The following is a 25,586-nucleotide window of genomic DNA, read 5'->3' as shown; positions in this document are numbered from 1 at the left end:
CCTCGGTACGAGCGCCCCTGCCGAGCCTGGCGGAACTGTCCTGCGGGTTACCCCGCAGGAATTACTTGGCCTTCTCGAGGATCTCGACGACGCGCCAGCGCTTCGTCGCGGACAGCGGCCGGGTCTCCGCGAGGAGGACACGGTCGCCGACACCCGCGGCGTTCTGCTCGTCGTGCGCCTTGAGCTTGTTCGTACGGCGGATGACCTTGCCGTACAGCGCGTGCTTGACGCGGTCCTCGACAGCGACGACGACGGTCTTGTCCATCTTGTCGCTGACGACGAGACCCTCACGGGTCTTGCGGAAACCGCGCGCCTCTGCGTTCTCAGTCACGTTCTTCTCGCTCATCAGGCGTTCTCCACCGTTTCGATGCCCAGCTCACGCTCGCGCATCAGGGTGTAGATCCGCGCGATGTCCTTGCGGACCGCCTTGAGACGGCCGTGGTTCTCGAGCTGACCCGTCGCCGCCTGGAAGCGGAGGTTGAACAGCTCTTCCTTGGCCTCGCGGAGCTTCGCCAGAAGCTCCTCGTTGCCCAGCTCGCGCAGCTCGGACGCCTTGGTACCGGCCGACATCACGCTTCACCTGCCTCGCGCTTGACGATCCGGCACTTCATCGGCAGCTTGTGGGCGGCGCGAGTCAGAGCCTCACGGGCGATCTTCTCGTTGGGGTACGACAGCTCGAACATCACGCGTCCGGGCTTGACGTTGGCGATCCACCACTCCGGAGAACCCTTACCGGAACCCATGCGGGTCTCGGCAGGCTTCTTGGTGAGGGGACGGTCCGGGTAGATGTTGATCCAGACCTTGCCACCACGCTTGATGTGACGCGTCATGGCGATACGAGCGGCCTCGATCTGACGGTTCGTCACGTACGCCGGGGTGAGCGCCTGGATGCCGTACTCGCCGAACGCAACCGTCGTGCCACCCTTGGCAGCGCCGGAGCGCTTCGGGTGGTGCTGCTTGCGGTGCTTGACCCTACGGGGGATCAGCATTTCGGTCAGGCCTCCGTTCCGGTGCTCTCAGCCGGAGCGGACGCGGGAGCCTCGGCCTTGGGGGCCTCGGAACCGGCAGCCTGCTGCGGCTTGCGACCGCGCCGCTCGCCACCGCGGCCACCACGGGCCGGGCGGTCGGCACCACCGCGGGCCGGGCGGTTACCCGCACGGGCCGCAGCGTTCTCGGCGCGGACCTCGGCGATGTTCTTGACGTCGCCCTTGTAGATCCAGACCTTCACACCGATGCGGCCGAAGGTCGTCTTGGCCTCGAAGAAGCCGTAGTCCACGTTCGCGCGGAGCGTGTGCAGGGGCACACGGCCCTCGCGGTAGAACTCCGAGCGGGACATCTCGGCGCCGCCGAGGCGGCCACCGCACTGGATCTTGATGCCCTTGGCGCCGGCCTTCATGGCGGACTGCATGCTCTTACGCATGGCCCGACGGAAGGAGACGCGGGAGGAGAGCTGCTCGGCAACGGCCTGCGCGACAAGCTGAGCGTCCGTCTCGGGGTTCTTGACCTCGAGGATGTTGAGCTGGACCTGCTTGCCCGTGAGCTTCTCGAGGTCACCGCGGATGCGGTCGGCCTCGGCGCCACGGCGGCCGATGACGATGCCCGGACGAGCGGTGTGGATGTCCACCCGCACGCGGTCACGGGTGCGCTCGATCTCAACCTTCGAGATACCGGCGCGCTCCATGCCGGACGTCATCATCCGACGGATGGCGACGTCTTCCTTGACGTAGTCCTTGTACAGCTTGTCGGCGTACCACCGGGACTTGAAGTCCGTGGTGACACCGAGCCGGAACCCATGCGGGTTAACCTTCTGGCCCATTACCGGGTTCCTTCCTTGCTGCTGACGACCACAGTGATGTGGCTGGTCCGCTTGCGGATCCGGTAGGCACGGCCCTGTGCACGCGGACGGAACCGCTTCAGGGTCGGGCCCTCGTCGACGTACGCCTCGCTGATGAACAGCGAGGAGGCGTCCGGGTGGTCGTAGTTGTGCGCGGCGTTGGCGATGGCGCTGTCAAGCACCTTGCCGACGGGCACGGAGGCTGCCTGCGGAGCGAATCGCAGAACAGCCTGAGCCTCCGTGGCGTCCATGCCACGGATAAGGTCCACCACGCGGCGGGCCTTCATGGGCGTAACGCGGATGTACCGCGCCTGGGCCCTGGCTTCCATGGTTGTCCCTCTCAGTTACTTACGTGTCTGAATGCGATCCGCTACTAGCGGCGCTTCGACTTCCGGTCGTCCTTGACGTGACCCCGGAAGGTGCGCGTCGGCGAGAACTCGCCGAGCTTGTGGCCGACCATCGACTCGGTGACGAACACCGGGATGTGGGTCTTGCCGTTGTGCACCGCGAGCGTGTGGCCGAGCATGGCCGGCACGATCATGGAGCGACGGGACCAGGTCTTGATGACGTTCTTGGTGCCTGCTTCGTTCTGCGCTTCCACCTTCTTGATCAGGTGGTCGTCGACGAAGGGCCCCTTCTTGAGACTGCGCGGCATCTAAACCCGCTCCTAGCGCTTCTTGTTCGTCTTGCGGCGGCGGACGATGTACTTGTTCGAAGCCTTCTTCGGCGAACGAGTACGACCCTCCTTCTGACCCCAGGGGCTGACCGGGTGGCGACCACCGGAGGTCTTGCCCTCACCACCACCGTGGGGGTGGTCAACCGGGTTCATCGCCACACCGCGAACGGTCGGACGAACGCCCAGCCAGCGCTTGCGGCCGGCCTTGCCCCAGTTGATGTTGCTCTGCTCGGCGTTGCCGACCTCGCCGACCGTGGCGCGGCAGCGCTGGTCGACCAGGCGGATCTCACCGGAGGGCATGCGGAGGTGGGCCATCGAGCCCTCCTTCGCGAGCAGCTGCACGGAGGCACCGGCGGAGCGGGCGAACTTGGCACCGCCACCAGGACGGAGCTCGATCGCGTGGATCGTGGTACCGACCGGGATGTTGCGCAGCGCCAGGTTGTTGCCCGGCTTGATGTCTGCCCCGGGACCGTTCTCGACGCGGTCACCCTGCTGCAGGTTGCGCGGGGCGAGGATGTAGCGCTTCTCGCCGTCGGCGTAGTGCAGCAGCGCGATGCGCGCGGTGCGGTTGGGGTCGTACTCGATGTGCGCGACCTTCGCCGGCACGCCGTCCTTGTCGTGACGACGGAAGTCGATCACTCGGTAGGCGCGCTTGTGTCCGCCACCCTGGTGGCGAACGGTCACACGACCGGCGTTGTTACGGCCGCCCTTGCTGTGCAGCGGGCGGACCAGCGACTTCTCCGGCGTGGACCGCGTGACCTCGACGAAGTCGGCGACGCTGGAGCCACGGCGGCCCGGCGTAGTCGGCTTGTACTTGCGGATTCCCATTTCTCAGTCCTCGTCCGATATCGGACGATCCGACCCGCTTACGCGGTCGGACCGCCGAAGATGTCGATACGGTCGCCCTCGGCGAGGGTCACGATCGCGCGCTTGGTACCGGCGCGCTGGCCGAAGCCCGTGCGGGTCCGCTTGCGCTTGCCCTGGCGGTTGATCGTGTTGACCCCGGTGACCTTGACCGAGAAGACCGCCTGGACGGCCTGCTTGATCTGGGTCTTGTTGGCACTCGGGTCGACGATGAACGTGTACTTGTTCTCGTCGAGAAGCGCGTAGCTCTTCTCGGAGACGACCGGCTTGAGCAGCACGTCACGGGGGTCCGTGAACGACTTGCTCAGCGGGGTCTCGACGGTGTTCTTGCCCTCGGCGGCGTGGCGACGCGCCTTGGCGACGCGCGCAGCCTTGGCGGCCTTGGCCGCCTTGGAGGCAATGCTCGGGTGACGCGTAGCCATCAGGCCTCGCTCCCTTCGGTGTCATTGGCCTTCGGGCCCGACACGAAGGACTCGAACGCGGCCTGGGTGAAGACCACGTCGTCCGAGACGAGAACGTCGTACGTGTTCAGCTGGCCCGGCTCCAGGATGTGGACCTGGGGCAGGTTGCGGGCGGACAGCCACGCGGCCTCGTCGGCGCGCTCGACGATCAGGAGCAGGTTCTTGCGCTCGCTGATCTTGCCGAACAGGCTCTTGGCGGCCTTGGTGCTGGGGGTCTCGCCCTCGATCACGCCGGAGACGACGTGGATGCGGTTGTTGCGGGCCCGGTCGGTGAGGGCGTGGCGCAGGGCCGCGGCCTTCATCTTCTTCGGGGTCCGCTGCGAGTAGTCACGCGGCACGGGACCGTGCACGACGCCACCACCGGCGAACTGCGGCGCGCGGGTCGAACCCTGACGGGCGCGACCGGTGCCCTTCTGGCGGTAAGGCTTCTTGCCACCACCACGGACTTCACCGCGGGTCTTGGTCTTGTGCGTGCCCTGGCGGGCAGCGGCGAGCTGCGCGACGACGACCTGGTGAAGCAGCGGAACGCTGATCTTCTCTACGTCGAAGATCTCCGCGGGGAGCTCGACGGTACCGGCCTTGTCGCCCGCCGGCGAAAGGATGTCAACAGTGCTCATCGGTTACCTCAGGCCCCCTTGGCCGCAGTGCGGACCAGGACGAGGCCGCCGTTCGGACCGGGAACCGCGCCCTTGATGAGCAGCAGACCCTTCTCCGCGTCAACGGCGTGGACGGTCAGGTTCTGGGTGGTGACCCGCTCGTTGCCCATGCGACCCGCCATGCGGAGGCCCTTGAACACGCGGCCCGGGGTGGCGCAGCCACCGATGGAACCGGGAGAGCGGTGCTTGCGCTGGGTACCGTGTCCGGCGCCGAGGCCACGGAAGTTGTGGCGCTTCATGACACCGGCGAAGCCCTTGCCCTTGCTCTTGCCGGTGACGTCGACCTTCACGCCGGCCTCGAACACCTCAGCGGTGATCTCCTGGCCGAGGGTGTACTCGGCGGCGTCCGCGGTGCGGATCTCGACGAGGTGACGACGGGGGGTGACGTCGGCCTTCGCGAAGTGGCCCTTGAGGGGCTTGTTCACCTTGCGCGGGTCGATGTCGCCGAACGCGATCTGGACGGACTCGTAGCCGTCGACGTCGTTCGTACGGACCTGGGTGACGACGTTCGGGCCGGCCTTGACGACGGTGACCGGAACAACACGGTTGTTCGCGTCCCACACCTGCGTCATGCCGAGCTTCTCGCCCAGGATGCCCTTGATCTGCTTAGCCATTCTCAGATCACCGACCCTCAGAGCTTGATCTCGATGTCGACACCGGCCGGGAGGTCGAGTCGCATCAGAGAGTCAACGGTCTTGGGGGTCGGGTCGAGGATGTCGATCAGGCGCTTGTGCGTGCGCATCTCGAAGTGCTCGCGCGAGTCCTTGTACTTGTGCGGCGACTTGATGACGCAGTACACGTTCTTCTCAGTGGGCAGCGGCACCGGGCCCGCGACCGACGCACCAGTGCGGGTCACCGTCTCGACGATCTTCTTCGCCGAGGAGTCGATGACCTCGTGGTCGTAGGCCTTGAGCCGGATGCGGATCTTCTGTCCCGCCATGGCTACTCAGTAGTCCTTTGTCTCGTTAACGCTCTGGAACCCGGTGTCCCTGTGTCCTGCTCTCCGACCCACGCGGTCGGGCGTGTCGCGCTCTCGCTGACACAGATGCCCCTTGATCGAACATCCCTTGCCTGGGAGCGCGGCCCTTCCGGAACCGCAAGCCGGGGACTAGGAGGTCCACCGGGTGCCTGGTCTGTGCCGCACTGACACTTCCCGGAAGATTCCCGTACGTCCGCCCCAGCGCTGCCTTACGGCAGTTAGGGCGACGAGTACTGTGGGACTCGCTTCCGGTCCTCCCGGCGGGAGGCGCGCAGCATCAACACTCGACCGAGCAACTCGGACAGTCTGCCATATGGGGCAGGGGGTCCGCCAATCGAGCCGGAGAGAATACCCCGAGGGTGACGCAGGTCAAACCCGGGCGGCGGCACCCTGTGACCGGCCGGGCACCCGGCGTCTGATCCGTACGTTTCCGTCCGAGTCGTCCTCGGCCAGCTCCCTGATCAGCCCATGGTCCGGGGACAGCCCGCACGCCGGGTCCGTACGGGAGGCGTCCCCCGTGAGCGCGTGGGCCTGGCAGCGGCAGCCGCCGAAGTCCTCCTCGCGGCGGGAACAGCTCCGGCAGGGGTCGGGCATCCAGTCGGTGCCGCGGTAGCGGGCGAACGCCTCGGAGTGGTCCCAGATCCACTCCAGCTTGCGGTCACGGACGTTCGGCGGATCCAGATCCGGCAGGTCCGCCGCGGCCGGGCAGGGCAGGACCGTGCCGTCGGGGGTGACGGTGAGCGAGACCGCCCCCCAGCCGCCCATGCACGGCTTGGCCACGCCGTCGAAGTAGTCGGGGACGACCCAGACCAGCTCGGGCCCGTTGGTGAGCCGCCCGCGCCATCGCTCCACCGCCTCCCGCGCCCCGGCGAGCTGCTCGCGGGTGGGCAGCAGCGCGGCGCGGTTGAGCAGGCCCCAGCCGTAGAACTGGACGTTGGCGAGCTCGATGCGGTCCACGCCCCAGGCCGTGCCCAGTTCGACGAGCGCGTCGAGGGCATCGAGGTTCTCGCGGTGCAGTACGACATTCAGGCCGAGGGGCAGGCCCGCGGCCCGCACCAGCTCGGCGGCCCGCTCCTTCTCGGCGAAGGAGCGGCGCCCGGCGATGCGGTCGGAGGCGCGCGCGTCGGCGTGTTGGACGGAGAGCTGGACGCTCTTCAGACCGGCGGCCGCGAGCGCGGCGAGGCGTGCCTCGCTCAGGCCCACGCCGCTGGTGACGAGCTGGGTGTAGATCCCGGCCGCCTCGGCCGCGGCGACGATCTCCGCCAGGTCCTGACGCAGCAGCGGCTCGCCGCCCGACAGATGCATCTGGACGACGCCGAGCTCTCCCGCCTGGCGCAGCACGTCCGTCCATTGTTCGGTGGTCAGCTCGCTCGAACGGCGCGTCAGTTCAAGGGGGTTGGAGCAGTAGCCGCAGTGCAGCGGGCAGGCGTGGGTGAGCTCGGCGAGCAGGGCCCAGGGGCGGGCGGGCGCCGCGGCCGGGCCGGGCGACGGATCGGTCGGGGTCATCGCAGCCAGCCCTCCTTGCGCAGCCGCTCCAGGAACAGGGGGACGTCGGTGGCCACCGGCGCGCCGGGGAAGCGCTCGGTCAGCTCCGCGACGATGTCGCCCACGCTGCGGGTGCCGTCGCACAGGCCGACCACCGTGCCGGCCGAGCCGGTCAGGACGCCGACACGCTCGGGCAGGAGCAGCAGCTCCGCGTCCCGTACGGGGTCGTGGCGCCGCACGGTGGCGGGGGCCAGGGCGGGCCGCCAGTCGGTGCCGGGCGGCGCGCTCACTCCCGCTCCCCGCGGCTCGCGGTGTCCACCGTGTCCAGCAGCGACCACAGGACGTCGCACTTGAAGCGCAGCGCGGCCACGGCACGCTCCTGGTGGTCGCGGGTGCGCGCCCAGGCCATGACCAGGTCGAGCGCCTCCCGGCTGTCGCGGCGCCCCTGGGAGACACGGGTGCGGAAGTAGGCGAGCCCGTCGGCCTCGATCCACGGGTAGTGGCGTTCGAAGGCGTCGATGCGGGTGCGCATCAGGTCCGGGGCGGACAGTTCGGTGAGCGAGGCGGCGACGGCTTCCAGCGGCGGGCGCAGCCGGCAGAAGTTGACGTATCCGTCGACCGCGAGCCGTACGCCCGGCAGCACCGAGTCGGCGCGCAGCAGCGTCTCGCGGTCCAGTCCGGCCGCCTCGCCGAGCCGCAGCCAGCGCTCTATGCCGCCCTCGCCCGTCTGTGCCCCGTCGTGGTCCTGGATGCGGCGCAGCCACATCCGGCGCAGCTCGGAGGTGGGCAGTTTCGCGGTGATCAGGGCGTCCTTGACGGGGATGTGGCGCTGGTAGTGGAAGCGGTTGACGATCCAGCGGCGCAGTTCCTCCGGGCTGAGGTCGCCGCTGTGCATCCGGATGTTGAAGGGGTGCAGGTGGTGGTAGCGCTGCTCCCCCACCGCACGCAGCCGTGCCTCGAACTCCGTGGGGCTCCAGGGCTCCTCGGGCGGGGCCAGGCTCGTGTTGGGAGCTGCCGTGCTCATGGCTCGATCACCATCCCGTCGTGCGCCACCTCGATGCCCAGCCCGGCGAGCCGCTTGTGCTGGGATGCGGCCGGGTCGACGAGGGGGTTGGTGTTGTTGAGGTGCGTGTACAGGCACCTCGCGGAAAGGGAGGCCAGCCGCTCGGCCGTGCCGTCCGGGCCTTCGATGGGCAGATGGCCCATGCCGGTGGCGGTGCGCGAGGAGATGCCGGTACGGCGGGGCTCCTCGTCGTCCCAGAAGGTGCCGTCGACGATGACGCAGTCGGCCTCCTCGGCGGCCTGCTGGAGGCGGTCCGGCCAGGCGGCCAGCGCCGGGGCGTAGAGGACCGAGGCGCCCGAGGCCGGGTCGTACAGCCGCAGCGCGACGACCCAGGCGTCGTCGTCCGGGGCGTCGGCGGCGTACCGCGGGCGCTTGGAGGAGACCGGGATGCCGCTGATCCGCAGGCCGCCGGCCGTGCCGTCCAGTGGCTCGTCGCCGCGCCCGGGCAGCTCCCGCCAGGTCACGTCGGTGTACGGCGCGAGGACCTCGCCGAGCCGCAGGCGCTCCAGCAGTGCCTGCCGGACCGGGGCCGTCGCCAGCACCTGGAAGCCGTCCGCCTCGCGGAGCCGGGCGATGCCCAGGGTGTGGTCGAGTTCGGCGTCGGTGAGGATCACTCCGGCGAGCGGGGTCTGCCGGGGGCCGGGCCCCGGGTGGAGCTCGGGCCGGGCCTCGATCTGGTCGCCGATGTCGGGGGTCGCGTTGACGACGTACCAGCGGCCCTCGCCGGTCCGTACGGCGAGCGAGGCGTGCCGGCGGCGCCGGTGCGGGTGGGCGCGTGCCCCGGAGCACCCGGGGCACGCGCAGTTCCACTGGGGGATGCCACCGCCGGCGGCGGTGCCGAGTACCAGCAGCAGCATGACAGCGGCTAGCGGGTGCTGAGCGAGTAGGCGGTGACCTCCAGCGCGGTGTCGACGACCTCGAAGGCGGGGGCCTGCCAGGTGGTCTCGTCCGGTCGCGTCGAGGCGGCCTGCTCGACCGGCTTCAGGGGTTCCTTGGTCTCGTGCATCGGTCGTACGTCCCTTCTTTCGGGGTTACTTGAGGGGGAAGGGGCCGGCGTCACTTGATCGGGACACGGAGGATCTTGTCGTTGCCGTACCCCAGGTCGCTGGTGCCGACCCACAGTTCGTCCGCGCCGGGCACCTTGGCGATGGCGCGCAGCCGGCCGTATGTGCCGGGGTAGAAGGCGGACTTCGTACCGAGGCGCTCGCTGTTGCCGTCGATCGGGACGCGCCACAGCCGCTGGCCGCGCAGCGACGACACGTACAGGACGTTGCGCACGACGGCGAGTTGGGCCGGGACACCCTTCTCGGGGCTGAAGACGGCCTTCGGGCCGGTCATGCCCTTGACGGAGCAGGCGCCCTCGCAGTTCGGCCAGCCGTAGTTGGCGCCGCGCTTGATCAGGTTGAGCTCGTCGTGGGTCTGCTGGCCGATCTCCACCGACCACAGCCGGCCCTTGCGGTCCCAGGCCAGGCCCTGCGGATTGCGGTGGCCGTAGCTGTAGACGTGGTTGCCGAACGGGTTGCCGGGTGCCGGCTTGCCGCTCTTGGTGATCCGCAGGATCTTGCCGTTGACCGAGTTCTTGTCCTGCGCGAGCTTGGGCTGAAGGGCCTCGCCCGTCGTGACGTACAGGTACTTGTCGGGGCCGAAGGCGATCCGGCCGCCGTTGTGGTCCCCGCCCCGCCGGATGCCGGTCAGGACCGGCTTGTAGTTGCGCAGCGAGGAGCCGTCGTAGTCCATCCTGACGACTCGGGTCTCGTTCTTCGTGGTGTGCATGAAGAACACCTGCTTGTCCTTCTTGCCGTCCCACGTCGGCGACGGAGCGACGCCCAGCAGACCACCGGCGCCCTCGTCGTACGGCTCCGGAACCGTGTACGGCACCTCGCCGACCCATTTCTTGGTGCCGTTCCGGTCCAGGCTGTAGACCTGGTAGGACAGCCGCTCGGTGATCAGGGCGGTCCGGCGGTTCGGCAGGAACGAGATGCCCCAGGGGGTGTGCCATCCCTTCGACAGTGTCTTGACGCCGGCCGGTGCGCCGCCGTCGGCGGCCGTCGGGGCGGCAGTCACCGGCTGGGCCAGAGCGGTCGCCAGCAACGCGGTCGCAGTGGCGAGCGAGGCTATGCCGAGCCGGGATGAATGCCGCATCGAGCGGCGTATGTCGGTCATGTGGACGTCCTTCGTCGTTGCTCGGTCTGACGGCCGGGGAGCGCTAGCCGACGGTCACGCGGAGGATCCGGTCGCCGTCCGTCTGTCGCGCGGTGCCCAGCCAGAGCTCGTTCCTGCCGGGGACCTTCGCGAGGGCGCGCAGCGCATATCCGGAGAAGACCTTGGTCTTCGCACTGTCGCCCTTGCCCTGGAGGGCCGCGGCGACCGGGACGCGCCAGAGCTGGTAGCCCCGCAGCGACGACACGTAGAGGTCGTCGCCCACGACGGCGACCTGGGCCGGGGCGGTGGTGTGGTCCCAGGTGGCCTTCGGGTTGGTCATGCCTTTGACGGAGCAGGCGCCCTCGCAGCTCGGCCAGCCGTAGTTGGCACCGCGCTCGATCAGGTTGAGCTCGTCCTTGGCTTCCTGCCCGATCTCCACCGACCACAGCCGGCCCTTGCGGTCCCAGGCCAGGCCCTGCGGATTGCGGTGGCCGTAGCTGTAGACGTGGTTGCCGAACGGGTTGCGGGGCGCCGGCTTGCCGGTCTTCGTGATCCGCAGGATCTTGCCGTTGACCGAGTTCCTGTCCTGCGCGAGCTTCGCGTGCGTGGCCTCGCCGGTGGCGACGTAGAGGTACTTGTCGGGGCCGAAGGCGATCTTGCCGCCGTGGTGGTTGGAGCCCCGCTTGAGACCGCCGAGGACGACGGTGTAGCCGCTCAGCGACCTGCCGTCGTAGTTCATCCGCACCACCCGGCTCTCGGACGCCGTGGTGTGCATGAAGAAGACCTGCCTGTCCTTCTTGCCGTCCCATGTCGGGGACGGAGCGACGCCCAGGAGCCCGCCCTTGGCGGCGTCACCGGGCTGGAAGACGGCGACCTTCGGCACCTTGCCGATCAGGGTCCTGCTGCCGTTGTCGCGCAGGCGGTAGACACGGGCGCTCTCGTTCTCCGTCACCAGTGCCGAGCGCCCGTCCGGCAGGAAGGAGATGGCCCACGGATTCGACCAGCCCGTGGAGAACCGGGTCACGTCGACGGCGGCTCGCGGAGCGAGATCAGTGGCCGCGGCGGTGGTGGACGGCACCGCGCCGGCCAACAGGGCGGCCGCGGCGGTGAGCGAAGTTATGCAGAACCGGGACGAATAACGCACCCAGTGGCCTGAATGTGCCATGCCGACACCTTTCTTGATCCCCCACACAATCTTTGCGAGGCGTGATCGGCATGCCACTTCTGGTGAGCCGCGAGGGTGAGACCTCGATCATCCCGAGCTCGTGACGGTCATTCAGAAACAGCGAAGGGGCCCGTACGACCGAAGTCGTACGGGCCCCTTCAGGAGCTCGCGCTGGAGCTACCAGGTCAAGCCAACAAGCTTACTTGTTGATCTTGGTGACCTGGCCGGCGCCCACGGTCCGGCCACCCTCACGGATGGCGAACTTCAGGCCCTCCTCCATGGCGACGGGCTGGATGAGCTCCACCTTCATCTCGGTGTTGTCACCCGGCATGACCATCTCGGTGCCCTCGGGGAGGGTCACAACGCCGGTCACGTCCGTCGTACGGAAGTAGAACTGCGGACGGTAGTTGTTGAAGAACGGCGTGTGGCGGCCACCCTCGTCCTTGGACAGGATGTAGGCCTGGGCCTCGAACTCGGTGTGCGGCGTGACCGAACCGGGCTTGATGATGACCTGGCCGCGCTCGACGTCCTCGCGCTTGATGCCACGGAGCAGCAGACCGACGTTCTCACCGGCCTGGCCCTCGTCGAGCAGCTTGCGGAACATCTCGATGCCGGTGACCGTGGTGGTGGTCTTCTCCTGCTTGATGCCCACGATGTCGACGGTCTCGTTGACCTTCAGGACACCACGCTCGATACGGCCGGTGACGACCGTACCGCGACCGGTGATCGTGAAGACGTCCTCGATCGGCATCAGGAACGGCTTGTCGACGTCACGCTCGGGCTGCGGGATGTTCTCGTCCACGGCCTTCATGAGCTCGAGGACGGTGTTGCCCCACTCCTTGTCGCCCTCAAGGGCCTTGAGCGCCGAGACCTTGACGACCGGCAGGTCGTCGCCCGGGAACTCGTACTCGGAGAGCAGCTCACGAACCTCGAGCTCGACGAGCTCCAGGATCTCCTCGTCGTCCACCATGTCGGCCTTGTTCAGGGCGACGACGATGTACGGAACGCCGACCTGGCGGGCCAGGAGCACGTGCTCCTTGGTCTGCGGCATCGGGCCGTCGGTGGCGGCGACCACGAGGATGGCGCCGTCCATCTGGGCAGCACCGGTGATCATGTTCTTGATGTAGTCCGCGTGACCGGGGCAGTCGACGTGGGCGTAGTGACGCGTCTCGGTCTGGTACTCGACGTGCGCGATGGAGATGGTGATACCGCGCTGGCGCTCCTCGGGAGCCTTGTCGATCTGGTCGAAGGCCGAGGCCTCGTTCAGGTCCGGGTACGCGTCGTGCAGCACCTTGGTAATGGCGGCCGTAAGGGTCGTCTTACCGTGGTCGATGTGACCGATGGTGCCGATGTTGACGTGGGGCTTAGTCCGCTCGAACTTCGCCTTCGCCACGGGGTCCTCCTGTGGAGTGGTTCTGAACGCCTTGCTTCATCGGCGCCAGGTGATCTTTGCTGGAAAGCCCGGGCCCGAGGGCATTCCCCCACGAATGCGGGTGAATGCCCCTCCAGGCTCCGGAGTCAAGCCTAAAGCGTGTGAACGCGGAGCGTTACTCGCCCTTGGCCTTCGCGATGATCTCCTCGGCGACGTTCCGCGGAACCTCGGCGTAGGAGTCGAACTGCATGGAGTAGCTGGCCCGGCCGGACGTCTTGCTGCGCAGGTCGCCGACGTAACCGAACATCTCCGAGAGGGGCACGAGGCCCTTCACGACGCGAGCACCCGCCCGCTCCTCCATGGCCTGGATCTGGCCACGGCGGGAGTTGATGTCGCCGATGACCTCACCCATGTAGTCCTCGGGCGTGGTGACCTCGACGGCCATCATCGGCTCGAGCAGCACGGGGCTGGCCTTGCGCGCGGCCTCCTTGAAGGCCTGCGAACCGGCGATCTTGAACGCGAGCTCGGAGGAGTCGACCTCGTGGTAGCCACCGTCGATCAGCGTGACACGCACGCCGGTCATCTCGTAGCCCGCGAGGATGCCGAACTGCATGGCCTCCTGCGCACCGGCGTCGACCGAAGGGATGTACTCCTTCGGGATACGGCCACCGGTCACCTTGTTCACGAACTCGTACGAGGCGTCGCCGCCCTCGATCGGCTCGATCGCGATCTGCACCTTCGCGAACTGGCCGGTACCACCAGTCTGCTTCTTGTGCGTGTAGTCGACGCGCTCGACGGCCTTGCGGATCGTCTCGCGGTAGGCCACCTGCGGCTTGCCGACGTTGGCCTCGACCTTGAACTCACGGCGCATACGGTCGACCAGCACCTCGAGGTGCAGCTCGCCCATGCCACCGATGATGGTCTGGCCGGTCTCCTCGTCCGAGTGGACCTGGAAGGAGGGGTCCTCCTCCGCGAGACGCTGGATGGCGACACCCAGCTTCTCCTGGTCACCCTTGGACTTGGGCTCGATGGCGACCTGGATGACCGGCGCCGGGAAGTCCATGGACTCCAGGATCACCGGGGCCTTGTCGTCGCTCAGCGTCTCACCGGTGGTGGTCTGCTTGAGGCCCATGACGGCGACGATGTCGCCGGCGCCCACCGACTCGATCTCCTCACGCTTGTTCGCGTGCATGCGGTAGATCTTGCCGATGCGCTCCTTCTTGCCCTTGACGGAGTTCAGCACGGCGGTGCCGGACTCCAGGCGGCCCGAGTAGACCCGGACGAAGGTGAGCTTGCCGAGGTGCGGGTCGCTCATGATCTTGAACGCCAGCGCGGACAGCGGCTCGTCCTCGGACGGCTTGCGCTTGACGACCAGCTCGGGGTCCTTCACGTCGTGGCCCTCGATGGCCTCGACGTCGAGCGGGGTCGGCAGGTAGCGCACGACCGCGTCGAGCAGGGGCTGGACGCCCTTGTTCTTGAACGCGGTGCCACAGAACACCGGGGTGACCGTGGTGTCGCTGGACTTGCCGGACGCGATGGTGATGCGACGGATCGCGGCGTAGAGCTGCTCCTCGGTGGGCTCCTGGCCCTCCAGGTACAGCTCCATGATCTCTTCGTCGTTCTCGGCGACGCCCTCGATCAGCTTGCCGCGGTACTCCTCGGCAGCCTCGGTGTGCGTGGCCGGGATGTCGACGACGTCGTACATCTCGCCCTTGGCGGCCTCGGCGGACCACACGAGCGCCTTCATGCGGACCAGGTCCACGACGCCCTTGAAGTCGGCCTCGGCACCGATCGGGAGCTGCATGACCAGGGGCTGGGCGCCCAGACGGTCCGAGATCATGTCCACGCAGCGGTGGAACTCGGCGCCGGTACGGTCCAGCTTGTTCACGAAGCAGATACGGGGCACGCCGTAACGGTCGGCCTGACGCCACACCGTCTCGGACTGCGGCTCGACACCCGCGACACCGTCGAACACCGTGACGGCACCGTCGAGCACGCGGAGCGAACGCTCCACCTCGACCGTGAAGTCGACGTGACCCGGGGTGTCGATGATGTTGATCGTGTAGTCGTTGTCCTCAAGCGGCCAGTGACAGGTGGTGGCAGCAGAGGTGATCGTGATGCCACGCTCCTGCTCCTGCTCCATCCAGTCCATGGTGGCAGCGCCGTCGTGGACTTCACCGATCTTGTAGCTGACGCCGGTGTAGAAGAGGATCCGCTCGGTGGTGGTCGTCTTGCCCGCGTCGATGTGGGCCATGATCCCGATGTTGCGGACCCTGGCCAGGTCAAGTGAAGTGGTAGCCATAAGGCTTCAGTCTTCTCTCGGTCTCGATGGGGGTAGCGACTACCAGCGGTAGTGCGCGAAGGCCTTGTTGGACTCGGCCATCTTGTGGGTGTCCTCGCGCTTCTTCACAGCGGCACCGAGGCCGTTGGAGGCGTCGAGGAGCTCGTTGAGCAGACGCTCGGTCATGGTCTTCTCGCGACGGGCGCGGGAGTAACCGACCAGCCAGCGCAGCGCGAGCGTGTTGGCACGACCGGGCTTGACCTCGATCGGAACCTGGTACGTCGCACCACCGACACGGCGGGACTTGACCTCGAGGGTCGGCTTGATGTTCTCCAGAGCGCGCTTCAGCGTGATGATCGGGTCGTTGCCCGTCTTCTCACGCAGGCCCTCCATGGCGCCGTAGACGATGCGCTCGGCGGTGGAGCGCTTGCCGTTCAGCAGCACCTTGTTGATGAGCGACGTGACAAGAGGAGAACCGTAGACCGGGTCGATGATGACCGGGCGCTTCGGGGCGGGGCCCTTACGAGGCATTCTTACTTCTCCTTCTTGGCGCCGTAGCGGCTGCGGGCCTGCTTGCGGTTCTTGACACCCTGGGTGTCAAGCGAACCACGGATGATCTTGTAGCGAACACCCGGCAGGTCCTTAACACGGCCGCCGCGCACGAGCACGATGGAGTGCTCCTGCAGGTTGTGTCCCTCACCCGGAATGTAAGCGGTGACCTCGATCCCGCTGGTCAGACGCACACGCGCGACCTTACGCAGGGCCGAGTTCGGCTTCTTCGGGGTGGTCGTGAACACACGCGTGCAGACGCCACGACGCTGAGGGGAACCCTCGAGTGCGGGCGTCTTGTTCTTCTCGACCTTGTCCTGCCGGCCCTTGCGGACCAGCTGCTGGATCGTAGGCACTACTTCTCCGGTTTCTGTGTGCCGAATGGTGAAGCTAACCTGGAACGTCGCCGACCCACGCGGTCGGGTGTGTCGAATCCGGCGGACTTCCGCCGCGAGGCGAAAAGAGCACAGATTACGGTGGCCACTCACAGCTCGCTATGCGGTTTGAAGGCACGCACGAGAGCCAGGGCACACCCCAGGCACAAGGTCTGAGCGTACCTACCTCATTCGCTGCGGTCAAAACAAATGGGCCTCGCCCGCATCGGCATACAGCCGATGTCAAGACCGCAGGGCGCGTTTGATCTTCGAATCCGTGTTTGTGCGGCTCCGCCGCGTGGGCGCGACCAGCCACGACGAAGGCCGCACACGACCGACGACCCGACGCGGCCCTCCCTGCGGAGCGCTTACGCGGACATCGCGGCGGCCACGAGCATCAGCGTCACCAGGATCGCCCAGGCCGCGTTCGACAGCCACCCGAGCACGAGCCCGGTCAGGGCGAGCGCGTCACCGCCCTCCCCGGTGCGCCGTATCTCGGCACGCGCCGCGTGTCCGAGCACCACGGCCGGGATGCCGGTCAGTCCGAAGCTCACCAGACACAGCACACCGCAGACGGCGGAGCCGACCGCCTTGCCGTTGGTCTGCGGCCGGGCGACGGGCAGAAAGGTCCGGGGCACGGACGTCACGGGTGCAGGCAGCGGAATCGGGCCCTGGGGCAGATCGGCGACGAGGAGGGCCAGTTCGCCCACCGTACGGGCCGTATAGGCGCGCGTGACCCGCTTCTCGAACTCGGGCTGCTCCAGCCGCCCCTCGCCGTAGCCGGCCCTGAGCACGTCCACGGCCCGCTCGCGGTCGGCGTGCGAGGCGAGCATCGCCGGGGTGGCGGACCCGGGCCACGGCTGCGGCGCACCGCCGCCCTGCCAGGCCTGCGGGACGCCCTCGGCGTGCCACGGCCGTGGTGTCCCGCTCCCCTGTCCCGGCTGCCCCGGTTGCCAGGGCTGCCACGACGGTTGCGCCATGGAGAGCACCTCCCCCGTACTGGTCGGAGTCTCTCCATGATGCGCCGAACCGGCATTCCAGGCATCGGGGTCCACCCCGAGAAAACCCCGAGGCCCCCCGGACAACGCCGAAGGGCGGCCACCCCGAGAGGTGACCGCCCTTCAGTGCGTCAAGCGGACGCTCGCTTACTGGTTGTACGGACCGTAGTCGTAGTCCTCCAGCGGAACGGCCTGGCCGGAGCCGGTGCCGAACGGCGAGTAGTCGATGTCGTCGTAGCCGACGGCCGAGTACATCGCGGCCTTGGCCTCCTCGGTCGGCTCGACCCGAATGTTGCGGTAGCGGGACAGACCCGTACCGGCCGGGATGAGCTTACCGATGATGACGTTCTCCTTGAGGCCGATGAGCGAGTCGGACTTGGCGTTGATCGCCGCATCCGTGAGGACTCGCGTCGTCTCCTGGAAGGACGCCGCCGACAGCCAGGACTCCGTGGCCAGCGAGGCCTTGGTGATACCCATGAGCTGCGGACGACCGGAGGCCGGGTGACCGCCCTCCTGGACCACACGACGGTTCTCGGTCTCGAACTTCGAGCGCTCGACCAGCTCGCCGGGCAGCAGCTCGGCGTCGCCGGACTCGATGATCGTCACGCGGCGCAGCATCTGCCGGATGATGATCTCGATGTGCTTGTCGTGGATCGACACACCCTGCGAGTTGTAGACCTTCTGGACCTCGCCGACCAGGTGGACCTGGACGGCACGCTGACCCAGGATGCGCAGCACGTCGTGCGGGTTGGTGGCACCCACGGTGAGCTTCTGGCCCACCTCGACGTGCTCGCCCTCGCTGACCAGGAGTCGGGCACGCTTCGAGATCGGGTACGCCGTCTCGTCGCTGCCGTCGTCCGGGGTGACGACGATCTTCTTGGTCTTCTCGGTCTCCTCGATCCGCACGCGGCCGGTGGCCTCGGAGATCGGGGCGACACCCTTCGGGGTACGGGCCTCGAAGAGCTCGACGACACGCGGCAGACCCTGGGTGATGTCGTCACCGGCCACACCACCGGTGTGGAAGGTACGCATCGTGAGCTGGGTACCGGGCTCACCGATGGACTGGGCGGCGATGATGCCGACCGCCTCACCGATGTCGACCAGCTTGCCGGTGGCCAGCGAACGGCCGTAGCACATCGCGCAGGTGCCGACCTGGGACTCACAGGTCAGGATCGAACGGGTCTTGACCTCCTCGACACCGTGGTGCACGAGCTGGTCGATGAGCACGTCGCCCAGGTCCACGTTGGCCGGCGCGATCACCTTGCCGTCGATGACGACGTCCTCGGCGAGCATGCGGGCGTAGACGCTGGTCTCGACGTCGTCCGCCTTGACCAGGACGCCGTTGGCGTCCTTCGAGGCGATCCGCAGCTTCAGACCGCGCTCGGTGCCGCAGTCCTCCTCGCGGATGATGACGTCCTGGGAGACGTCGACCAGACGACGGGTCAGGTAACCCGAGTCGGCGGTACGAAGGGCGGTGTCCGCCAGACCCTTACGGGCACCGTGCGTGGAGATGAAGTACTCCAGCACGGACAGGCCCTCACGGAACGAGGCCTTGATCGGACGCGGGATCGTCTCGTTCTTGGCGTTCGACACCAGACCACGCATACCGGCGATCTGACGCATCTGCATCATGTTGCCTCGTGCACCCGAGTTCACCATCATGAAGATCGGGTTGGTCTTCGGGAAGTTCTCGTTCATGGCCTCGGCAACCTCGTTGGTCGCCTTGGTCCAGATCGCGATCAGTTCCTGGGTGCGCTCGTCCTTGGTGATCAGACCGCGCTCGTACTGCTTCTGGACCTTCTCGTCCTGCGCCTCGTAGCCCTTGACGATCTCCTTCTTCGCCTCGGGAACGACGACGTCGGAGATGGCCACGGTGACACCGGAACGGGTCGCCCAGTAGAAGCCGGACGCCTTCAGGTTGTCGAGCGTCGCCGCCACGATGACCTTGGGGTACCGCTCGGCGAGGTCGTTGACGATCTCGGAGAGCTGCTTCTTGCCGACCTCGTAGTCGACGAACGGGTAGTCCTCGGGCAGCAGCTCGTTGAAGAGCGCACGGCCCAGGGTCGTCCGCAGACGGAACGAGTCACCCTGCTGCCACTCCGGCTCGCCCTCCTCCTGCGCCGGCGGCATCCAGCCGCGGGGCGGGATGGTGCCGACCGGGAAGCGGATGTCGATCTTCGACTGGAGCGAGAGCTCGCCCGCGTCGAAGGCCATGATCGCCTCGGCCACGGACGCGAAGGAGCGGTCCTCGCCCTTGACGTTGCGCATCTCGGAGTCGGTGGTGAGGAAGAACAGACCGAGGACCATGTCCTGGGTCGGCATCGTCACCGGACGACCGTCGGCGGGCTTGAGGATGTTGTTCGAGGACAGCATCAGGATGCGGGCCTCGGCCTGCGCCTCCGCGGACAGCGGCAGGTGCACGGCCATCTGGTCACCGTCGAAGTCCGCGTTGAACGCGGTGCAGACGAGCGGGTGGATCTGGATGGCCTTGCCCTCGACGAGCTGCGGCTCGAAGGCCTGGATGCCGAGGCGGTGCAGGGTGGGAGCACGGTTCAGCAGAACCGGGTGCTCGGCGATGACCTCTTCGAGGACGTCGTACACGACCGTACGGCCGCGCTCCACCATGCGCTTGGCGCTCTTGATGTTCTGCGCGTGGTTCAGGTCGACCAGGCGCTTCATCACGAACGGCTTGAAGAGCTCCAGCGCCATCGCCTTGGGCAGACCGCACTGGTGCAGCTTGAGCTGCGGACCGACGACGATCACGGAACGCGCGGAGTAGTCCACACGCTTGCCGAGCAGGTTCTGACGGAATCGACCCTGCTTACCCTTCAGCATGTCGCTGAGGGACTTCAGCGGACGGTTACCGGGACCGGTGACCGGGCGACCACGACGACCGTTGTCGAACAGCGCGTCGACGGCCTCCTGGAGCATGCGCTTCTCGTTGTTCACGATGATCTCGGGCGCACCGAGGTCGAGAAGGCGCTTCAGTCGGTTGTTGCGGTTGATCACACGGCGGTACAGGTCGTTCAGGTCGGAGGTCGCGAAGCGGCCACCGTCGAGCTGCACCATCGGGCGAAGGTCCGGCGGGATGACCGGGACGCAGTCCAGCACCATGCCCTTGGGGCTGTTGCTGGTCTGCAGGAACGCGGAGACGACCTTCAGGCGCTTGAGCGCACGGGTCTTCTTCTGGCCCTTGCCGGTACGGATGATCTCGCGGAGCTTCTCGGCCTCCTCGTCGAGGTCGAAGGACTCCAGGCGCTTCTGCAGCGCCGCGGCACCCATCGAACCGTCGAAGTACGTGCCGAAGCGGTCACGCAGCTCGCGGTAGAGGAGCTCGTCGCCCTCGAGGTCCTGGACCTTGAGGTTCTTGAACCGGGTCCACACCTCGTCGAGGCGGTCGATCTCGCGCTGCGCACGGTCGCGCAGTTGCTTCATCTCGCGCTCGGCACCCTCGCGCACCTTGCGGCGCACGTCGGCCTTGGCGCCCTCGGCCTCGAGCTCGGCCAGGTCGGTCTCGAGCTTCTTGGCGCGGGCCTCGAGGTCGGCGTCGCGACGGTTCTCGACCTGCTGACGCTCCACGGAGACGTGCGCCTCCAGGGAGGGCAGGTCGCGGGTACGGCGCTCCTCGTCGACGAACGTGATCATGTACGCCGCGAAGTAGATGACCTTCTCGAGGTCCTTCGGCGCCAGGTCCAGCAGGTAGCCGAGGCGCGAAGGAACACCCTTGAAGTACCAGATGTGCGTGACAGGCGCGGCCAGCTCGATGTGGCCCATCCGCTCACGGCGCACCTTGGCGCGAGTCACCTCGACGCCACAGCGCTCACAGATGATGCCCTTGAACCGGACACGCTTGTACTTGCCGCAGTAGCACTCCCAGTCCCGGGTCGGACCGAAGATCTTCTCGCAGAAGAGTCCGTCCTTTTCGGGCTTGAGGGTGCGGTAGTTGATGGTCTCGGGCTTCTTGACCTCGCCGTGGCTCCACTGACGGATGTCGTCAGCGGTGGCCAGACCGATCCGGAGCTCATCGAAGAAGTTGACGTCGAGCACTATGCGTCAATCCCTCTCAGGGTTGTAAGTCTTGGGGTCTGAAACGGGGGCCTGGGGGTCGGCGGGGCCCTGTGGGTAAGGGCCCCGCCGGACTCCCGTCAGACCTCTTCGACGCTGCTCGGCTCGCGCCGGGACAGGTCGATGCCGAGCTCCTCCGCTGCGCGGAAGACGTCCTCGTCGGTGTCACGCATCTCGATGGACATACCGTCGCTGGACAGCACCTCCACGTTCAGGCAGAGCGACTGCATCTCCTTGATGAGCACCTTGAAGGACTCGGGGATGCCGGGCTCGGGGATGTTCTCGCCCTTGACGATGGCCTCGTAGACCTTCACGCGGCCGGTGACGTCGTCGGACTTGATGGTCAGCAGCTCCTGGAGGGCGTACGCGGCGCCGTAAGCCTCCAGCGCCCACACCTCCATCTCACCGAAGCGCTGGCCACCGAACTGGGCCTTACCACCCAGCGGCTGCTGGGTGATCATGCTGTACGGGCCGGTCGAACGGGCGTGCAGCTTGTCGTCGACCAGGTGGTGCAGCTTCAGGATGTACATGTAGCCGACCGAGATCGGCTCCGGGAACGGCTCGCCGGAGCGGCCGTCGAACAGCGGTGCCTTACCGGTCGGGAGCACCATGCGCTCGCCGTCGCGGTTCGGGATCGTGTGCTCGAGCAGACCGGCGAGCTCGTCCTCACGCGCACCGTCGAAGACCGGGGTGGCGACGTTGGTGCCGGGCTCGACGCTGTCGGCGCCGATCGCCTGGAGGCGCTGCGCCCACTCCTCGCCGAGACCGGAGACGTCCCAGCCGCGGCTGGCGAGCCAGCCGAGGTGGATCTCCAGGACCTGTCCCGGGTTCATTCGGGACGGCACACCCAGCGGGTTGAGGATGATGTCGACCGGGGTGCCGTCCTCCAGGAACGGCATGTCCTCGATCGGCAGGATCTTGGAGATGACACCCTTGTTGCCGTGACGGCCGGCGAGCTTGTCACCGTCGGTGATCTTGCGCTTCTGCGCCACGTACACGCGCACCAACTGGTTCACACCGGGGGGAAGCTCGTCGCCCTCCTCGCGGTCGAAGACGCGAACGCCGATGACCTTGCCGGTCTCGCCGTGCGGCACCTTCAGCGAGGTGTCACGGACCTCACGGGCCTTCTCACCGAAGATCGCGCGCAGCAGGCGCTCCTCCGGCGTCAGCTCGGTCTCACCCTTCGGGGTCACCTTGCCGACGAGGATGTCGCCGGCGATGACCTCGGCACCGATGCGGATGATGCCGCGCTCGTCGAGGTCGGCGAGGACCTCCTCGGAGACGTTCGGGATGTCCCGGGTGATCTCCTCGGGGCCGAGCTTGGTGTCACGGGCGTCGACCTCGTGCTCCTCGATGTGGATCGAGGAGAGGACGTCGTCCTGCACGAGGCGCTGCGACAGGATGATCGCGTCCTCGTAGTTGTGACCCTCCCACGGCATGAACGCGACCAGCAGGTTCTTGCCGAGCGCCATCTCGCCGTTCTGGGTGGCCGGACCGTCGGCGAGGACCTGGCCCTCGATGATCCGGTCGCCCTCGAGGACGATGACCTTCTGGTTGACCGAGGTGCCCTGGTTGGAGCGGGCGAACTTGGCCAGCCGGTAGGTGATGTAGGTGCCGTCGTCGTTGGCGGTGGTGATGTAGTCCGCGGAGACCTCCTGGACCACACCCGCCTTCTCGGCCTTGACCACGTCGCCGGCGTCGACCGCGGAGCGGTACTCCATGCCGGTGCCGACGAGCGGGGCCTCGGACTTAATCAGCGGCACGGCCTGACGCATCATGTTCGCGCCCATGAGGGCACGGTTGGCGTCGTCGTGCTCGAGGAAGGGGATCATGGCGGTCGCGACCGACACCATCTGGCGCGGCGAGACGTCCATGTAGTCCACGTCGTCACCGGCGACGTAGTCGACCTCGCCGCCACGGCGGCGGACCAGGACGCGGTTCTCGGTGAAGCGCAGGTCGTCGTTGAGCGTGGCGTTGGCCTGCGCGATGACGAAGCGGTCTTCCTCGTCGGCCGTCAGGTAGTCCACCTCGTCGGTGACCTGACCGTCGACGACCTTGCGGTACGGCGTCTCCACGAAACCGAACGCGTTGACGCGGCCGTAGGAGGCGAGCGAACCGATCAGACCGATGTTCGGGCCTTCAGGGGTCTCGATGGGGCACATACGGCCGTAGTGAGACGGGTGCACGTCACGGACCTCGAAGCCGGCCCGCTCACGGGAGAGACCACCCGGGCCAAGCGCCGACAGACGGCGCTTGTGGGTGAGACCCGACAGCGGGTTGTTCTGGTCCATGAACTGCGAGAGCTGGCTGGTGCCGAAGAACTCCTTGATGGAGGCGACGACCGGCCGGATGTTGATCAGGGTCTGCGGCGTGATCGCCTCGACGTCCTGGGTCGTCATGCGCTCACGCACGACGCGCTCCATACGAGCCAGACCGGTGCGGACCTGGTTCTGGATGAGCTCGCCGACGCTGCGCAGACGACGGTTGCCGAAGTGGTCGATGTCGTCGGTCTCGACGACGATCGTCTGACCGCTGTCGGCGACCGTCTCGGTCTCGCCCGCGTGCAGCTTGACCAGGTACTTGATCGTCGAGATGACGTCCTCGACGGTCAGGATGCCCGCGTCCAGCGGGGCGTCCGCACCCAGCTTCTTGTTGACCTTGTAGCGGCCGACCTTGGCGAGGTCGTAGCGCTTCGGGTTGAAGTACAGGTTCTCCAGAAGCGTCTGCGCGGCCTCACGCGTGGGGGGCTCGCCCGGACGCAGCTTGCGGTAGATGTCGAGCAGCGCGTCGTCCTGGCCCTGGGTGTGGTCCTTCTCCAGGGTGGCGCGCATGGACTCGTACTCGCCGAACTCCTCAAGGATCTGCTCGGTCGTCCAACCGAGAGCCTTGAGCAGGACGGTCACGGACTGCTTGCGCTTGCGGTCGATGCGGACACCGACCATGTCGCGCTTGTCGATCTCCATCTCCAGCCAGGCACCCCGGGACGGGATGATCTTGGCGGAGAAGATGTCCTTGTCGGACGTCTTGTCGATGGAGGAGTCGAAGTAGACACCGGGCGAACGGACGAGCTGCGACACGACGACACGCTCGGTGCCGTTGATGACGAAGGTGCCCTTGTTCGTCATGAGCGGGAAGTCGCCCATGAAGACCGTCTGGGACTTGATCTCACCGGTCTCGTTGTTGGTGAACTCCGCCGTCACGAAGAGCGGGGCGGCGTAGGTGAAGTCGCGCTCCTTGCACTCGTCGATCGAGTTCTTCGGAGGCTCGAAGCGGTGGTCGCGGAACGTCAGCGACATCGACCCGGAGAAGTCCTCGATCGGAGAGATCTCCTCGAAGATCTCCTCCAGACCGGACTTCGTGGGGACGTCCTGACCGGACTCCAGAGCCGCCTCGACCCGACTCTGCCAGGCGGTGTTCCCGAGCAGCCAGTCAAAGCTCTCGGTCTGCAGCGCGAGCAGGTTGGGAACCTCGAGGGGCTCCTTGATCTTTGCAAAGGAGATGCGCAGCGGGGCGGTGCTGGCGCCGTTGTTCGTATTCGCGGTCGAGGCGTTGCGCGAGGCGGCCAAGAGGGGGTCCTTCCGAGGGCTCGGACTCACTACGCGCGTACCGGCCCCTCACCGGGGCACAGAGACAGGTGTTTCCTTCTCCAACCAAAGAGTGGCCAGGTCAGGGATGGTCCGGTCATCGGTGCTCAAGCGAGGGCATGCCCCTGGTGACGGGCAGGGGACAGCTAACAGGCAGCGCAAAGGGTCAGTGTAGCCACTTGGCACACTGATGTCCAGTGCGGGTTTTTCGCGACCCTCGTTGTTCTCAACGCCCTCGGCCTGCTTGCCCTCAATGCACGTTGATACTGCCCTCTTCGTCGCCGATCCATGCCTCGGATTCGGATCCTTGTGGCGACGCGTCCTGAGAATTGCGCGCTGCGTGCGGTTCGTCAAGGCCCCCATCCCCGAACCCTGGGAGGCCCGGAGACACGACGAAGATCACCATACCCCCCGCCATAGCGGGCGCAAGGCAACCGTGGCCGCGCCCCCAGGAACGCCGAAGAGCGACCACCCGAATGGATGATCGCTCTTCGGTGCGACTGCGTTACAGCCTCAGGAGGCCGGATTCAGCAAGCGCGTCGGTCGTGCTCGACCGAGAGGTGTTACTTGACCTCGACGGAGGCGCCGGCGCCCTTGAGGGACTCGGCGGCCTTCTCGGCGGCGTCCTTGGCGACCTTCTCGAGAACGGGCTTCGGGGCGCCGTCCACGAGGTCCTTGGCCTCCTTCAGACCCAGGGAGGTCAGCTCACGCACGACCTTGATGACCTGGATCTTCTTGTCGCCGGCGCCGGTGAGGATGACGTCGAACTCGTCCTTCTCCTCAGCCTGCTCGGCGGGGGCGGCCGGACCGGCCGGACCGGCCACGGCGACCGCGGCGGCGGCGGTGACGTCGAACTTCTCCTCGAACGCCTTCACGAACTCGGAGAGCTGGATGAGGGTCATGCCCTCGAACTCGGCGAGCAGTTCGTCCTGGGTGAGAGCCACGATGGCTTTCCTTCCACTAATTTCGGCTGGTGCCGGGATGTACATGTCTGGCGGGCGTACGTTCGGCCCGCTACGACCTCTGCCTGCGGCGCGA

26 protein-coding genes are annotated in these 25,586 nt (G+C 67.2%); all 26 read right to left on the bottom strand.

What is annotated here, in order from left to right:
• Nucleotides 1-61 precede the first annotated feature (61 nt).
• The 26 genes from rpsQ to rplL all read right to left on the bottom strand — a co-directional run bounded on the left by rpsQ (nt 62) and on the right by rplL (nt 25,495).
• On the bottom strand, nt 62-346 hold the full coding sequence (gene rpsQ / locus ACZ69Q_RS41400) for a 30S ribosomal protein S17 (RefSeq protein WP_200700871.1): 285 nt from the start codon (nt 344-346) through the stop codon (nt 62-64).
• Entirely contained in the window at nt 346-570 is a 225-nt protein-coding gene (gene rpmC, locus ACZ69Q_RS41395; protein ID WP_007494763.1) for a 50S ribosomal protein L29, read from the bottom strand. The genes rpsQ and rpmC overlap by 1 nt, the downstream gene beginning before the upstream one ends.
• The gene (gene rplP / locus ACZ69Q_RS41390) at nt 570-989 is read right to left on the bottom strand and encodes a 50S ribosomal protein L16 (RefSeq protein ID WP_030967307.1); all 420 of its coding nucleotides are present in this window, start codon (nt 987-989) and stop codon (nt 570-572) included. Before rplP ends, rpmC begins: the two co-directional genes overlap by 1 nt.
• 5 nt (nt 990-994) lie before the next feature.
• Nucleotides 995-1,816, bottom strand: a complete 822-nt coding sequence (gene rpsC / locus ACZ69Q_RS41385) for a 30S ribosomal protein S3 (protein ID WP_031477835.1) — start codon at nt 1,814-1,816, stop codon at nt 995-997.
• On the bottom strand, nt 1,816-2,163 hold the full coding sequence (gene rplV, locus ACZ69Q_RS41380) for a 50S ribosomal protein L22 (RefSeq protein ID WP_053759515.1): 348 nt from the start codon (nt 2,161-2,163) through the stop codon (nt 1,816-1,818). The genes rpsC and rplV overlap by 1 nt, the downstream gene beginning before the upstream one ends.
• 44 nt (nt 2,164-2,207) lie before the next feature.
• A complete protein-coding gene (gene rpsS / locus ACZ69Q_RS41375) occupies nt 2,208-2,489 on the bottom strand; it encodes a 30S ribosomal protein S19 (RefSeq protein WP_019753092.1) in 282 nt (93 codons plus the stop codon).
• Nucleotides 2,490-2,501: 12 nt separating this feature from the next.
• The gene (gene rplB / locus ACZ69Q_RS41370; RefSeq protein ID WP_007494772.1) at nt 2,502-3,338 is read right to left on the bottom strand and encodes a 50S ribosomal protein L2; all 837 of its coding nucleotides are present in this window, start codon (nt 3,336-3,338) and stop codon (nt 2,502-2,504) included.
• A gap of 38 nt (nt 3,339-3,376) precedes the next feature.
• Nucleotides 3,377-3,796: a 50S ribosomal protein L23 gene (rplW, locus tag ACZ69Q_RS41365; RefSeq protein WP_471053000.1), complete on the bottom strand. Its 420-nt coding sequence runs from the start codon at nt 3,794-3,796 to the stop codon at nt 3,377-3,379.
• Nucleotides 3,796-4,452, bottom strand: a complete 657-nt coding sequence (gene rplD / locus ACZ69Q_RS41360) for a 50S ribosomal protein L4 (RefSeq protein WP_030952370.1) — start codon at nt 4,450-4,452, stop codon at nt 3,796-3,798. Before rplD ends, rplW begins: the two co-directional genes overlap by 1 nt.
• Nucleotides 4,453-4,460: 8 nt before the next feature.
• Nucleotides 4,461-5,105, bottom strand: coding sequence for a 50S ribosomal protein L3 (rplC, locus tag ACZ69Q_RS41355; protein ID WP_471052997.1), 645 nt, complete (start codon nt 5,103-5,105; stop codon nt 4,461-4,463).
• A gap of 17 nt (nt 5,106-5,122) precedes the next feature.
• Nucleotides 5,123-5,431 carry a 30S ribosomal protein S10 gene (gene rpsJ, locus ACZ69Q_RS41350; protein ID WP_003948644.1) on the bottom strand — a complete coding sequence of 103 codons (309 nt, stop codon included), beginning with the start codon at nt 5,429-5,431 and terminating at the stop codon, nt 5,123-5,125.
• Nucleotides 5,432-5,839: 408 nt separating this feature from the next.
• Complete coding sequence (gene pqqE, locus ACZ69Q_RS41345; protein WP_471052995.1) at nt 5,840-6,976, bottom strand: pyrroloquinoline quinone biosynthesis protein PqqE; 1,137 nt, start codon at nt 6,974-6,976, stop codon at nt 5,840-5,842.
• Nucleotides 6,973-7,245, bottom strand: coding sequence for a pyrroloquinoline quinone biosynthesis peptide chaperone PqqD (gene pqqD / locus ACZ69Q_RS41340; protein ID WP_471052993.1), 273 nt, complete (start codon nt 7,243-7,245; stop codon nt 6,973-6,975). Before pqqD ends, pqqE begins: the two co-directional genes overlap by 4 nt.
• Nucleotides 7,242-7,979 carry a pyrroloquinoline-quinone synthase PqqC gene (gene pqqC, locus ACZ69Q_RS41335; RefSeq protein WP_471052991.1) on the bottom strand — a complete coding sequence of 246 codons (738 nt, stop codon included), beginning with the start codon at nt 7,977-7,979 and terminating at the stop codon, nt 7,242-7,244. The genes pqqD and pqqC overlap by 4 nt, the downstream gene beginning before the upstream one ends.
• Nucleotides 7,976-8,875 carry a pyrroloquinoline quinone biosynthesis protein PqqB gene (pqqB, locus tag ACZ69Q_RS41330; RefSeq protein ID WP_471052988.1) on the bottom strand — a complete coding sequence of 300 codons (900 nt, stop codon included), beginning with the start codon at nt 8,873-8,875 and terminating at the stop codon, nt 7,976-7,978. Before pqqB ends, pqqC begins: the two co-directional genes overlap by 4 nt.
• An 8-nt stretch (nt 8,876-8,883) precedes the next feature.
• On the bottom strand, nt 8,884-9,024 hold the full coding sequence (pqqA, locus tag ACZ69Q_RS41325; protein ID WP_471052985.1) for a pyrroloquinoline quinone precursor peptide PqqA: 141 nt from the start codon (nt 9,022-9,024) through the stop codon (nt 8,884-8,886).
• A gap of 50 nt (nt 9,025-9,074) precedes the next feature.
• The gene (locus ACZ69Q_RS41320) at nt 9,075-10,181 is read right to left on the bottom strand and encodes a PQQ-dependent sugar dehydrogenase (RefSeq protein ID WP_471052982.1); all 1,107 of its coding nucleotides are present in this window, start codon (nt 10,179-10,181) and stop codon (nt 9,075-9,077) included.
• Between the two features lie 43 nt (nt 10,182-10,224).
• On the bottom strand, nt 10,225-11,325 hold the full coding sequence (locus tag ACZ69Q_RS41315; RefSeq protein WP_471052980.1) for a PQQ-dependent sugar dehydrogenase: 1,101 nt from the start codon (nt 11,323-11,325) through the stop codon (nt 10,225-10,227).
• Between the two features lie 199 nt (nt 11,326-11,524).
• A complete protein-coding gene (tuf, locus tag ACZ69Q_RS41310; RefSeq protein ID WP_030046358.1) occupies nt 11,525-12,718 on the bottom strand; it encodes an elongation factor Tu in 1,194 nt (397 codons plus the stop codon).
• 154 nt (nt 12,719-12,872) lie between these two features.
• A complete protein-coding gene (fusA, locus tag ACZ69Q_RS41305) occupies nt 12,873-14,999 on the bottom strand; it encodes an elongation factor G (protein ID WP_471052978.1) in 2,127 nt (708 codons plus the stop codon).
• 39 nt (nt 15,000-15,038) lie between these two features.
• The gene (rpsG, locus tag ACZ69Q_RS41300) at nt 15,039-15,509 is read right to left on the bottom strand and encodes a 30S ribosomal protein S7 (protein WP_003992340.1); all 471 of its coding nucleotides are present in this window, start codon (nt 15,507-15,509) and stop codon (nt 15,039-15,041) included.
• Between the two features lie 2 nt (nt 15,510-15,511).
• Nucleotides 15,512-15,883, bottom strand: a complete 372-nt coding sequence (gene rpsL, locus ACZ69Q_RS41295) for a 30S ribosomal protein S12 (protein WP_003948652.1) — start codon at nt 15,881-15,883, stop codon at nt 15,512-15,514.
• 386 nt (nt 15,884-16,269) lie between these two features.
• Nucleotides 16,270-16,881 (bottom strand): DUF1707 and DUF4190 domain-containing protein, encoded by a 612-nt coding sequence (locus ACZ69Q_RS41290; RefSeq protein ID WP_471052975.1) that lies wholly within the window; start codon nt 16,879-16,881, stop codon nt 16,270-16,272.
• 165 nt (nt 16,882-17,046) lie between these two features.
• Nucleotides 17,047-20,946, bottom strand: a complete 3,900-nt coding sequence (locus tag ACZ69Q_RS41285) for a DNA-directed RNA polymerase subunit beta' (RefSeq protein ID WP_471052973.1) — start codon at nt 20,944-20,946, stop codon at nt 17,047-17,049.
• 98 nt (nt 20,947-21,044) lie between these two features.
• Nucleotides 21,045-24,530: a DNA-directed RNA polymerase subunit beta gene (gene rpoB, locus ACZ69Q_RS41280; protein ID WP_471052970.1), complete on the bottom strand. Its 3,486-nt coding sequence runs from the start codon at nt 24,528-24,530 to the stop codon at nt 21,045-21,047.
• A gap of 581 nt (nt 24,531-25,111) precedes the next feature.
• Nucleotides 25,112-25,495, bottom strand: coding sequence for a 50S ribosomal protein L7/L12 (rplL, locus tag ACZ69Q_RS41275; protein ID WP_393512789.1), 384 nt, complete (start codon nt 25,493-25,495; stop codon nt 25,112-25,114).
• Nucleotides 25,496-25,586: the final 91 nt, after the last annotated feature.

Source organism: Streptomyces sp. NPDC036764, from assembly GCF_055609385.1.
Note: the sequence above shows the minus strand (reverse complement) of the source record. Positions and strands in the feature narration are given on the sequence as shown.